The 11903-nt window shown below is 73.9% G+C and carries 11 protein-coding genes; 5 read left to right on the top strand and 6 right to left on the bottom strand.

Annotation, left to right across the window (positions count from 1 at the left end; translation table 11 throughout):
• Positions 1-48: 48 nt before the first annotated feature.
• The 6 genes from AB0J08_RS30795 to AB0J08_RS30770 all read right to left on the bottom strand — a co-directional run bounded on the left by AB0J08_RS30795 (position 49) and on the right by AB0J08_RS30770 (position 5089).
• Positions 49-558, bottom strand: coding sequence for a DinB family protein (locus AB0J08_RS30795; protein ID WP_360641132.1), 510 nt, complete (start codon positions 556-558; stop codon positions 49-51).
• 171 nt (positions 559-729) lie between these two features.
• Positions 730-1440, bottom strand: a complete 711-nt coding sequence (locus tag AB0J08_RS30790) for a 2OG-Fe(II) oxygenase (protein WP_360641131.1) — start codon at positions 1438-1440, stop codon at positions 730-732.
• The gene (locus tag AB0J08_RS30785; protein ID WP_360641130.1) at positions 1437-1844 is read right to left on the bottom strand and encodes a tail fiber domain-containing protein; all 408 of its coding nucleotides are present in this window, start codon (positions 1842-1844) and stop codon (positions 1437-1439) included. The genes AB0J08_RS30790 and AB0J08_RS30785 overlap by 4 nt, the downstream gene beginning before the upstream one ends.
• A complete protein-coding gene (locus AB0J08_RS30780; RefSeq protein WP_360641129.1) occupies positions 1841-2380 on the bottom strand; it encodes a hypothetical protein in 540 nt (179 codons plus the stop codon). The genes AB0J08_RS30785 and AB0J08_RS30780 overlap by 4 nt, the downstream gene beginning before the upstream one ends.
• A 286-nt stretch (positions 2381-2666) precedes the next feature.
• Positions 2667-3644, bottom strand: a complete 978-nt coding sequence (locus AB0J08_RS30775; protein ID WP_360641128.1) for a hypothetical protein — start codon at positions 3642-3644, stop codon at positions 2667-2669.
• A 128-nt stretch (positions 3645-3772) separates the two neighbouring features.
• Complete coding sequence (locus AB0J08_RS30770) at positions 3773-5089, bottom strand: YncE family protein (protein WP_360641127.1); 1317 nt, start codon at positions 5087-5089, stop codon at positions 3773-3775.
• Positions 5090-5238: 149 nt separating this feature from the next.
• Between AB0J08_RS30770 and AB0J08_RS30765 the strand changes: the two genes are divergently transcribed.
• From AB0J08_RS30765 to AB0J08_RS30745, 5 genes are all read left to right on the top strand, one after another.
• A complete protein-coding gene (locus AB0J08_RS30765; protein ID WP_360641126.1) occupies positions 5239-5877 on the top strand; it encodes a TetR/AcrR family transcriptional regulator in 639 nt (212 codons plus the stop codon).
• A 346-nt stretch (positions 5878-6223) separates the two neighbouring features.
• Complete coding sequence (cseB, locus tag AB0J08_RS30760) at positions 6224-6964, top strand: two-component system response regulator CseB (RefSeq protein WP_360641125.1); 741 nt, start codon at positions 6224-6226, stop codon at positions 6962-6964.
• A 5-nt stretch (positions 6965-6969) separates the two neighbouring features.
• Complete coding sequence (locus tag AB0J08_RS30755) at positions 6970-8295, top strand: HAMP domain-containing sensor histidine kinase (protein WP_360641124.1); 1326 nt, start codon at positions 6970-6972, stop codon at positions 8293-8295.
• Between the two features lie 177 nt (positions 8296-8472).
• Complete coding sequence (locus AB0J08_RS30750; RefSeq protein ID WP_360641159.1) at positions 8473-9222, top strand: ABC transporter ATP-binding protein; 750 nt, start codon at positions 8473-8475, stop codon at positions 9220-9222.
• 50 nt (positions 9223-9272) lie between these two features.
• Positions 9273-11852 carry an FtsX-like permease family protein gene (locus tag AB0J08_RS30745; RefSeq protein ID WP_360641123.1) on the top strand — a complete coding sequence of 860 codons (2580 nt, stop codon included), beginning with the start codon at positions 9273-9275 and terminating at the stop codon, positions 11850-11852.
• Positions 11853-11903: the final 51 nt, after the last annotated feature.

The following is an 11903-nucleotide window of genomic DNA, read 5'->3' as shown; positions in this document are numbered from 1 at the left end:
CCGCGCCGACAAGCCGGCAGGCCGCGTCGAAGGAGCCGTCGACCTCGGCTAACGCCGCCGGAGCAGACCCCGGACGAAGGCCGCCTGGCCGACGTGCTGGAGATCGTCGGAGATGACGCTGATCAGGCGCACGCCCAGGGTCACCGGCGGACTCCAGGCCTCGTCCACGACCCGGTCCAACGCGGGGCCGGTCAGGGTGCGGACGAAGGACAGCGTGCGCTCGTGCACCGCGTCGTGGTAGCCGGTGAGCAGCTCCGGGGAGTCGACGCGGACGGCGGCGACGTCGCGGGGGCGGTGACCGTAGCCGGTGGAGCCGGCGGGGAAGCCGAGCGCGAAGCGGTCGAACCAGCCGTCGGCGGTCCACACCTGCTCGGTACCGGCGGCATCGGCGATGTGGTCGTCCTGGATGCGGGTCAGGTGCCAGACCAGCCAGACGATCGAGTTCGTCTTCGGATCGACGCGTTCGGCCAACTCCTCGGCGGTGAGGCCGTCCACCACGTCGTGGACGGCCTCGTGGATCCGGCCGAAGGCGTCGGCGAGCAGATCGGCACTCTTCATGGGAACTCCCCGTCCGGGCGCGCCACCCGTCGGCATCGGGTGACTCCAGCATTGTGGCCCCGCGATGTCCCCGCGGCCCGGAGCGACAGGCCCGTGCCAGCCGTGCCAGCCGTGGCGACCGGCCACCCCGGGGGGCGCCGTGGCCACCGCGCCACGTCGGGGCGACGCCGCCTACGGGCGCGCGTCTTCCCGGCACTGCGCCGGGTCCGGGCCGCACAGCCAGCCATTGACGGCGAACCGGCTGTCCTCGTGCCGCCCGCTCGGGCAGCCGACCGGGCGCACCTCGTGCCAGGCGGTGGGCCGGAAGAAGACGACGCTGTCGTGCTCGGGCTCCCAGTCGCGCCAGGTGCGCCGCTCCCAGTCCCCGGTGGTCGCCGCGTGCAGCGGCAATGCGGTGTCGAACACACGCAGCTCGCCCCCGTCGAAGGGCCGGGGTGTGCGGTGCAGGTAGTAGACGAACGTGAGCAGCCGCCGGGGGGAGAACTCGGCGCTGCTGTCCTGGTGCGGCCGGTAGAAGTCACCGTCGTTGTGCACGTTGAGGCCGTAGCTGGGCCGGGTGTACCGGCAGTCGACCCCCAGCGTGTGCTCGACCGCCCCCCGTACCTCCTCGATGGCCGCGATCAGCTCGGGCGCGGCGAAGTCCTGGTACGACCGGGACCGGCGGACGTCGGGGGCCAGCTCGCGGTCGCCGATCGTGGAGGGCCGCAACCGGTCGCCGGTGGAGGCGATCGCGCGCTCCAACAGGCTGCCGGCCGTCCGCTCGCCCAGGAACCGGGTGATGCGACAGACCGTCACCGGAAGCCGCCAGATCGCCTCCGTGGAAACCGGAGAGGGCCGGTCCGCGCCGGCCTCCCGTGCTGCCGCGATGTCCTGCGTGGTCATGCCGTCCTGCCTTCCGGGCCGCGTCGTACGGCCCCGGGCGCGTTCGCGGCCTCCCGCAGGCGGCCCACTTCGGTGGTCAGCTCGTCGACCCGGCGGTTCAGGGCCTGGATGCACACCAGGGCGACACCCAGGCCGTCGACGACGGGGATGGTGGTGTCCTCCCGGTTGAAGCCGAAGGCGGCGTGCCAGTCCTGGGCCATCGGGCCGAGGTGGCGCACCTCCTCGGGTTCCCAGAGGTAGCGCCAGGTGCTGACGGGCAGGGCGGCCACCGTCGCCAGGACGTCGTGCCCGTTGACCGCGCCGGCCGCGGCCACGCCGCCGGCCGCCGGGGCCCCGAACGGACGGCGGTCCGTGACACCGTGGTCGGCCGCCCGGGACCGACGGCGGAACACCCGCACCGTCACCGGCTCCAGTCGACCGGGACCACGTCCTGCTTGAGCCCGCGGTCGCTGCAGACCGAGCACGGGCCGTTCGGGACGCCGGGGCCCTGGTCGATACCGATGGTGATCGCCCCGTGGGCGCCGGCCGGGGCGTGGACGCCGTCGCCGATCATCGCGGCCTCGTAGCCGCCGAGCAGTTCCTGGAGGGTGCCGGGGCCCAGGTTCTCCGGGGCGGTGATCGCGGCGATGCCGTCGTAGTCGGTGTAGGCCGCCCCCAGTGTCCGCCCGCCGATGGTGGCGAACACGATGCGGGCGCCGCGGATCGGCTGCCCGGTCACCGCGTCGGCCGCCATCGCGTGGATGTTCTCCAGTTGCATCTGGGTGACGTTCAGGCTCGCCTGGCTGACCGTGAGCCTCGTCGGCTTCAGGTCGGGACACTCCGCCCCGCTGCACGACGGGGCAGCCGGGGTGGTCGCGGACGCGGTGGCACCGCTGCCCACGCCCAGCGACGCCAGTGCCGCGGCCATCACCGCGACGGTCTTACGGCCTACCGAACTCATGTCCACTCCCCTGGGAACCGCGCGAGCGCGATCCGTACCGGCGCGGGACGGCCGGGACGGCCCCGGTGCCTGCGGTACGCACCGGGTGCCGCCCCGTCAGGACGGCGCCACCGAGCGTAACCACACCCGTACGGCCCAACCAGCGGACAACCATGAGTTCGCGCGATCTGATGAACGTCCGGCACGACGGTGACGAACGCGATCGACGGGCACCGGTCGCGGCATGGACGCGGGCCGCCGCGTCCGACCACCGGTGGCCGGCGTCGCCCCGGTCCCGCCGTCCGCCTCACTCCCCTGGCCCGCCGTCCTCCTGCGCCCGGGCCAGCGCGTCCCGCGCGTGGCCCAGGTTGAGCAGCGCCTCGTCGACGAGGCCGCGCAGGAAGGCCGGGCAGAGCCACCGTTCCAGCGGCTCGTCCTCGTCCCAGGACCTCAACTCGGCCCGGCCGCCGGGGCTGCGCAGGTGGTAGCCGGTGGTGGCGTTGCCGCTCGGGTCGCCGTCGAGCTCCGGGTGCTCGTCAGCGGTGTGCGCGCAGGGGTCCTCGCCCAGGTGGGGCCGCACCCGGGCGAGACCCGCGATCATGTCGTCGAGGACCGACCGCTCGGTGATCCGCTCCGACGTCGCGTACCACTGGCTCGCGTGCTGGGCGACGACGTAGCCGGCGAGGTAGCCCTTCGTCGGACGGACCGGCAGGTTACCGGCCTGGAAGGAGAGTTCGTCGCCGGGGTCGCCGTACGGGTAGTCGTCGAGAACGGACGACAGGTCGCTCAGAGCGCGCTCGTGGGCCTCGGGGATCAGCTCGGGTATGCCGCCCACCGTGAACGGGGCGATGACGTCGGCGGTGATCCGCGCGAAGCCGGCGACGTTGACCGGGCACAGCCACGGGTCGTCCTCCCGGCCGCCGGCGGTCGGCGCCTTCAGATCGGGCCCGGCCAGCCAGACCTCGTCCTCCTCCAACCCCGCCATCGCCTCCTCGAAGGGGTGCGACTCGTGGGCACAGGAGGATTCCCCCACCACCCGGTCGACGGCGAGCAGTGCGTCCAGTGCGCTCCGTTCCGCCTCCTCGCCCGGTCGCCAGGCCAGATAGCCGGCCATCTCCACCAGGCCGAACAGCCACAGGTGCGCCTGCTCACCGGCGGGGTCGGCGAGCAGGCGGCGGGCGCAGTCCAGGACGAGCGGGTCCGCCTCGGCCCGCTCCGAGGACGCCGAGACGCTCCCCCACGCCTCGATGAGCTGCTCGGTGCGGGTGTCAGGTATGTCGATCATGTCCCTCAGGACGACGCGCCGCCCCGCTGGGTTCCCCGCCGTCCGGGATCGGCGCCGGCGGATCCCGGAGGGGCGGGGAGTCGCCCACCGCGCGTGCTCGACGCGACGTGCGGCGGACGGTGCGGCCGTCAGCTGCCGGCGGGGCCGGTCCAGTCGGCCGGTACGTGGCCGAGCCGGACCCGCTGGGGGTGGTCGCCGACCGGGACGGAGACGGTCTTGCGGCCGGTCGCGAAGTCGATCGCGGTGACCTGGTCGGCGCCGCTCTCGGAGATCACGCAGGACTTGCCGTCGCCGCTCACCGTCGCCCAGTAGGGCTTCGAGGCGGGCACCAGCGGCCCCTCCTGGAGCGTGGACCGGTCCAGGACCGTCGCGTAGTCGTCCATGGTGCCCGCGACGCACAGCCGGTCGCCGGCGGGGCTCATCGCCAGGCCGTGATGGCGCGAGTCGTTGACCCAGGTGGTGCGGTCCTCGCTGGTCGCCGGGTTCTTCGGCAGGGTCTTGACGCGGGTGATCCGGTCGCCGGCGACGTCGTACTCGACCAGACCGTTGAAGTAGGAGACCTGGAAGTACAGCGTCGACTCGTCGGGGCTGAAGGCGGCCGGCCGGACCGCGTCGGACAGGTCGGACCGGCCGAAGGCGTCCAGCCGCTCCCGCATGTCGATGACCTTCACCGGCGCGAAGGTGTCCGCGTCGACCACGGTGATCCGCCGGTCGCCCTTCGTCCAGTCCAGCCACGGCTCGTCCAGGGCGGTGTTGACCTCGCCGATCGACATGTTCCAGATCCGGCCGCCACCGTCGGTGAAGACGTTCTCGTGGGGCTTGTCGCCGGTCTTGAAGGAGCCGAGCTGCCTGCCCGTGCGCACGTCCAGCACGTGGACCGTGTTGGACGTCGAGGCGGAGACCGCCACCCGGGTGCCGTCCGGCGAGAGCGCCATGTGGTCGGAGCGGTAACCCGATACCGGGAAGCGCCAGTTGATCCGGCCGGTGGCGAGGTCCAGGGAGACCACGTCGGCGAAGCTCGGGCGGGAGACGACCACCGCGGAGCCGTCCGGGGTGGAGTACATGTCGTCGACGAACTGGTCGTGCCCCTCGCCCGGGCCGAGACGGATGCCCAGGAAGTAGCCGAGTTTGACGGGGTTGAGGTAGATCTCGGTGAGCCGCTGCTCCTTGTCCGGGATGACGTTGATCCGCCCGATCCGGGCGAGGTCGCCGGTGGAGCGGATGACGTCCGCGGTGCCGTCCCAGTTGTTCCCCACGAACATCACCTCCCGCAGGGCCTGTTGGGGTGCGTCGGCCACGTTCGCATCGGCCACGTTCGCGGAGACCGGGGCGGCCGGGGCGGCCGCGGCGACGGCCAGGCCGAGCGCGGCGGCGAGGGCGGCGAGGGCCGTCGTGCCGCGGGCACGTCGAGGGCGGTGGGGGCACGGGGAACCGGGACGAGACATCGCCGCTCCTTCACGAGGGCGCAGATTCTGAAAAGGACGATTGTCAGATTGCGTTACTCGACGGTAAGGACAGCCCCGCCGCCCTGACAAGACGTCGGTCGGCAACAATCGACCGGACATCGGTCGCGGCAGAGGAGGGGGTGGCAGCAGTGGCCGGGCCCACGGGCACCTACGGCGGCAGGTCCGCACAGGAACGGCGGGCCGAACGGCGCGAGCGCTTCCTGCGCGCCGCACTGGACCAGTTCGGCGACCGGCCCGGCTACCGGTCCGCCTCGGTGGCGGCCCTGTGCGAGGCGGCCGGGCTCTCCACCCGCCAGTTCTACGAGGAGTTCCGCAACCTGGAGGAGGTCCTCGCCCACCTGCACCTACTGGTCAACGACTGGACGGAGCAGGCCGTCCTGCGGGCGCTGACCGGCGCCGCCGGCCTCGCCTTCGACCAGCGGATGGCCACCGTGCTGCGTGCCTATGTCACCGCCGCCACCGACGACCCGCGCCGGCTGCGCATCGCCTTCGTCGAAATCATCGGCGTGAGCGAGGAGTTGGAGCGCCAGCGACTGGTCCGCCGGTCCCGTTGGGTGGAGCTCATCGTCACCGAGGCCGAGGCCGCCGCCGCCCGCGGGGAGATCGCGCCGCGCGACTACCGGATCGCCGCCACCGCCTTCATCGGCGCGGTCAACGGCCTGCTGCACGACTGGACGGCCGGCCAGTTCCAGGCCTCGCTCGACCAGGTCGTCGACGAGCTGGCGGCCCTCCTCCGCGGGGCCGTCCGCCCACCGGACCGGGACTGAGCCGATCGACCGGGCGCCGCCCCGGCGGACGGTGACGTGTCCGGCCCCGGCCGGGTTCTGTATCCGACAGGTATCGGTGAGCGCTTGGTCGTGCATCGAATCCGTGCGCCGAAGGGCGCTCGCGGGCGGCCGGGACTCCGGGGACCCGCGGGCCGGCGACCCGGTGGCGACCGCTCCCACCTGGAGGTTCACCACAGGAGGGCCTGCCCCGGGGCTGTGCGTGTCCCCGGCTGCGCCGCGGTCGCCGTGTCCGGTGTCTGCCGTATCGTTCCCTTCTGGTCACCGGCCACCTGTGCGGCCGGGACCGGTGCACCACCCGAACCGTCCGACCAGGAGTTGCCCGCCCGTGTCCTCGTCCGCCCCGACCGGGGCCTCCCCGCGCCCCGTTCGCGTGCTGCTGGTGGAGGACGACGACCTGATGCGCCGGTCCTTCACCGTCGCGCTGGAGCGGTACGGCTACGCGATGACGGCCGCGGCCGACGGACTCACCGGACTCGAACTCTTCCGGGACGAGGACTTCGACCTGCTGATCCTGGACGTGATGCTGCCCGGTCTGGACGGCATCGGCCTGTGCCGCAGGGTCCGGGAGAGCAGCCTGGTGCCGGTTCTGATGATGTCCGCGCGCGGCGACGGGCTCGATGTCGTCGCCGGTCTGGAGGCGGGGGCGGACGACTACGTCGTCAAGCCCGTGGACACCTACGTGCTCGTGGCGCGCATCCGCTCGCTGCTGCGGCGGGCGACCTACGCGTCCGCCTCGCCGGGACCGCGGCGTGCCGAGGGCGAGGAGCCGCCGTCCGAGGGGGAGGTCCTGACCTTCGGGGACCTGACCATCGACACCGCCGGCATGGAGGTCTTCGTCGCCGCCGGCCCGGTGGCGCTGACTCCGACCGAACTCAAGCTGCTCCTCGAATTCGCCGCCCACCCGGGCGTCGTGCTGGAGCGGCACACCCTGCTGCGCAACGTCTGGGACTACGGCTGGGACGGCGACAGCCGGGTCGTGGACCTGTGTGTGCAGCGGCTGCGCAGGAAACTGGGCCGGGAGCGGATCGAGACGGTCCGCGGCTTCGGCTACAAGCTCAGGCGCTGAGGCCGGTGCGTCCGATCCACCGGCCGCGGCCGGTCCGCGCGTCCCTGCGTTGGAAGATCGCCGCACTGGCCGCGGTCACCGCCTGCCTGGTCGCGGCGGCGGTGGGCGTACTGGTGCACGTGCTGACCGCGCAGGACATCCGCGACCGGGCCGGAGCCCGGGCCTTCAACGCCGTGTACTCGGCCATGGACGTGTACCGGCGTACCGGAGTACTGGCGTACGGTGCCGAGCTGGATCCGATCGAGCTGCCCGCCGCACTGCGCCACCCGGCCGACGGCGACCGGCACACGGCCTACGACGGGCACGTCGAGGGGAACCTGGGGCCGAGCGTCTGGGCCGCCCAGCGGACCGGCGGTCCGGGCAGCCCGGTGCTGGCCGTCCGGGTCAACATGAGCCCGGAGCTCTACGGACTGCACCGGCTCGACGTGACCATGACCGTCGCCTCACTGCTCGCGCTCGCGGCATCCGCCCCGGTGGCGGTCTACGGGGCTGGGCTGCTCGCCCGCAGGCTGCGCCGGGTCTCCCAGACCGCGGGCCGGATCTGCGCCGGTGACCTCGACGCGCGGACCGGGCCCACCAAGGGCCGCGACGAGGTCGCCGACATCGCCGCGGCCGTCGACCTGATGGCCGACGATCTCGGCCGACGGCTGCGCACCGAACGCCAGTTCACCGCGGACGTGGCCCACGAGCTGCGCACCCCCGTCGGCGGTCTGCTGGCCGCCGCCGACCTGCTGCCCCCCGGTGAGACGGAGGATCTGCTCCGGGCCCGGGTCCGCGACCTGCGCGCCCTGGTCGAGGACCTCCTGGAGATCTCCCGCCTCGACGCCGGCGCAGAACAGCCGGTCCGCGCCCGGGTGCCGCTCGGCGCCGTGGTCGCCGAGGCCGTGGCGCGCACCGGCACGGACACCGAGGTCACCGTCCTCGGGTCCCACCGCGCGGAGCCTCCGGGCGCCGAGCCTCCGCACCCCGGGTCCCGGAGCGCGGAGACGGCGGAGACCGCAGCGACCGCACCGACCGCGGAGACCGACCCGCGTCGCCTGGAGCGGATCGTCGGCAACCTCGTCGTCAACGCCCACCGGCACGGCGGCCCCCCGGTGCGGGTCACCGTCGACGGCCGTACGGTCGTCGTGCGCGACCACGGCCCCGGCTTCCCGGCGGACCTGCTGCTGCACGGTCCGCGCCGCTTCCACACGGGTGCCGCGGAGCGCGGCCCCGGTCACGGACTCGGTCTGACCATCGCCCTGGGACAGGCCCGGGTCCTCGGCGCCGAACTGCACCTGGAGAACGCCCCGGACGGCGGCGCCGTCGCCACGCTGCGCCTGCCGGACTGACCCCGGTCGCCCTCCCGGACCCTCGCTACCGAACTGCTACACAGCGGAGCGGACGCCGATACACGGTGGCCCAGGCCCCGATACGTTCCCCGGACACCCTTCGGAGTGCAGCCTTCCGCACCCGAAGAGGAGTCCTCCGTGACCGCCGCCCCCCTTGCCCCGCACGCCCCGCAGACGATGCCCGGTGTCGCGGCCGCCGCCACCGCCACCGCCCTGACGAAGGTCCACGGCAGCGGCGACACCCGGGTGGTGGCGCTGGACCGGGTCGACATCGATTTCCGGGAGGGCGAGTTCACCGCGATCATGGGCCCCTCCGGCTGCGGCAAGTCCACCCTGCTGCACTGCGTCGCCGGGCTGGACTCCCCCACCTCCGGCTCCGTGCGGATCGGCACCACCGAACTGACCGGGCTCGACGACCGGCAGCTGACCCGGCTGCGCCGCGACCGGATCGGCTTCGTCTTCCAGGCGTTCAACCTGCTGCCGACACTGACCGCGCTGGAGAACATCACCCTTCCGCTGTCCATCGCCGGACGCCGGCCCGACCCGCGGTGGCTGGACCGCGTGGTGTCCATGGTCGGCCTCTCCCAGCGCCTCGACCACCGGCCCGGGCAGCTGTCCGGCGGGCAGCAGCAGCGGGTCGCGGTCGCGCGCGCCCTGGCCTCGCAGCCCGCGATCGTCTTCGCCGACGAGCCCACCGGCAACCTCGACTCCCGCGCCGGGGCGGAGGTGCTCGGCTTCCTGCGCGACTCGGTACGTGAGCTGGGCCGGACGGTGGTCATGGTCACCCACGACCCCGTCGCCGCCGGGTACGCCGACCGCGTGGTCTTCCTCTCCGACGGCCGCCCGGTCGACGAGATGACACGGCCGTCGCCGGACCGGGTCCTCGACGTGATGAAGGCCTTCGACGCCCGCTCGCGCACCAGCTGACCCGCGCCGGTCCCGCGCACCCCGTCCACTCCCACGTCCGGAAAGCCCTCATGCTGAAAACAGCCCTGCGCAACGCCGTGGCGCACAAGGCCCGTCTGGCCATGACCGTCCTCGCGGTCTCCCTGGGCGTCGCGTTCGTCTGCGGCACCCTCGTCTTCGCGGACTCGACCGCCGCGGCCCACCGCGCCGCCGCGTCCAAGGACTTCGCCGGCATCGCGGTCACCGTCACCGCGAAGGAGCCCCCGCCGGGAACCGCCGCGGACGAGCGGAGCGGCGTGCTCGACGACACGCTCGCGCGAACCCTCGCCGGCGTGCCCGGCGTCGCCGCCGTACGGCCGTCGATCGACGGAACGGCCGCACTGAACGCGGCGGACGGCACGCCCCTGCGGGTCAGGGCCGGAGCCAACCCGGCGGCCGCCTACGTACCCGGCAAGGACGGCACGGACGCCCGCTACCCCCTGGTCGAGGGCCGCGCGCCGGCGAACGGCGACGAACTGGCCGTGGACGTCGGCACCGCCGCCGCCGGCGGCTTCGGCATCGGCGACCGGATCACGCTGGCCACCGACGGCCCGGCCGTGACAAAGCGGCTCGTCGGCGTCGTCACCACCACGGACACCCGGGTGACCGCCGGCGGCACCCTCGCCCTGTTCGACACGGCGACCGCCCAGGACCTGTTCGCGGCCCCGGGCCGGTACACCGGAATCGATCTGACCGCCGCAGCCGGCACCGACCAGTTCGAGCTCTCCCGCAGGGTCACCGCCGTGCTCCCGGCCGACCGCGCCGAGGCCACCACCGGCGCCTCCCAGGCCGAGCGGCAGGCCGTTCTGGTCTCCACCCTGACCAGGGGCTACCAGAAGCTGCCGACCGTGTTCGCCGGCGTCTCGCTGTTCATCGGCTCGTTCCTCGTCGTCAACACCTTCGGCATGCTCGTGGCGCGACGCACCCGCGAGATCGCGCTGCTGCGGGCGATCGGTGCCTCGCGCCGCCAGGTGGCCCGCTCCGTCCTCGCGGAGGCCCTCCTGGTCGGCCTCGTCGCGTCGGCGGCCGGTTTCCTGCTCGGCCTCGGCCTCGCCTCGCTCCTGCCCGACCTCCTGGGCACCGACGGCAGGACCCTGCCCCGCGGCCCCCTGGTGATCGGCCCGCGTCCCGTCATCGCGGCCCTGGTCGTGAGCGTGGGCGTCACCCTGCTCGCCGCGTGGCTGCCGTCCCGCAAGGCGGCGAGGGTGGCGCCGATCGAGGCGCTGCGCACGGCCGACCGGCCGCCCTCCGCCGGCCGGTCCCGGATCCGCGGCGCCGTGGGGCTCGCCCTTCTCGTCCTCGGAGCCGTGCTGCTGGTGACACTCTCGGGAGCGAAGGACGCCTCGGAGGAGAACCTGCGGAGCGCGATGCTCGGCTGCGCCGTCCTCGTCGTCGCGCTGATCGTGCTGGCGCCGCTGCTCGCCGTCCCGATGATCCGGCTGGCCGGACGGCTGACCGGCCGCTTCGGGAGCACCGGCCGGTTCGGGATCACCGGCCGTCTCGCCCGGGACAACGCGCTGCGCGACCCACGGCGCACCGCGGCCACCGCCGCCACCCTGCTGATCAGCAGCGCGCTGGTCACCGGGCTCGCCGTCGTCGGCGACTCCACCGGGCAGGCGCTCGACCGCCAGGCCGCGGCCGGACTCGGCGCCGACTACGTGATCAACTCCCGCACCACCACGACCGGGATCGACCCGGACGCCGTGCCGCGCGTGGCCGCCGTCCCCGGGGTGCGGACCGCGAGCGCCGTCACGGACTCCGTCCTGTTCATCGGCGGCAGCGTCCGGGAGGTCTCCGGTGTCGACCCCGACACCGTCGGCGACGTCATGAGGCTCGACTTCGTCAGCGGCTCCGACCGGGACCTCGGGCCCGGCCGGATCGCCCTCTCCAGCACCACCGCCCGGGAGAGCGGCCTGAGCACCGGCAGCCGGGTCGAAGCCCACATCGGCCGCGGCCGGGACGTCACCGGGTACACCGTCGTCGGCGTCTACCGGGACAACCCCACCGCCCGCGACGCCCTGGCCGCCCGCGGCGAAGTGCAGCAGTTCGCCTTCCTGCCCCGCTCCGTCCAGCGGATCCTCGTCCGCACCCACCCCGACGCGATCTCCCGGGCCACCGAGGCCAGGCTGCGCGCCGCCGTCGGCAACAGCCCGCTGCTGAAGGTGCAGGACCGACCCGCACTCGTCCGCGAGGCCGCCGGCACCATGGGCGACCTGCTGACGGTGATGTACGGAATGCTCGCCCTCGGCGCCGTGATCGGCGCCCTCGGCATCGTGAACACCATGGCCGTGTCCGTCACCGAACGCACCCGCGAGATCGGCGCGCTGCGCGCGCTCGGCATGGACCGCGCCGGCATCCGGTGGATGATCCGGCAGGAGGCGGTGACCGTCGCCGCGTTCGGCACCCTGCTGGGCATGGCGGGCGGCCTGTTCGGCGCCTGGGCGGTCGGCTCGCTGGCCAACGGGGCGGTGGAGCAGTACTCCCTGGCACCGCCCTGGGGGACGCTGCTGCTCGTCCTCCTGGTCTCGCTCGCGATCGGCGCGGTCGCGGCTGCCGTCCCGGCCCGCCGGGCGGCTGCGCTGAGCCCGTTGGAAGCCGTCGCGGCGGCCTGACGCACGGCCTCCGGCCCGGCAGGACACGACGAGGGCCCCGCGGCCCCCGGG

Origin of the sequence: Kitasatospora sp. NPDC050463 (genome assembly GCF_040655255.1) — a bacterium.
Lineage (GTDB): Bacteria > Actinomycetota > Actinomycetes > Streptomycetales > Streptomycetaceae > Kitasatospora.
This window is presented reverse-complemented; position numbering and strand designations above follow the sequence as displayed.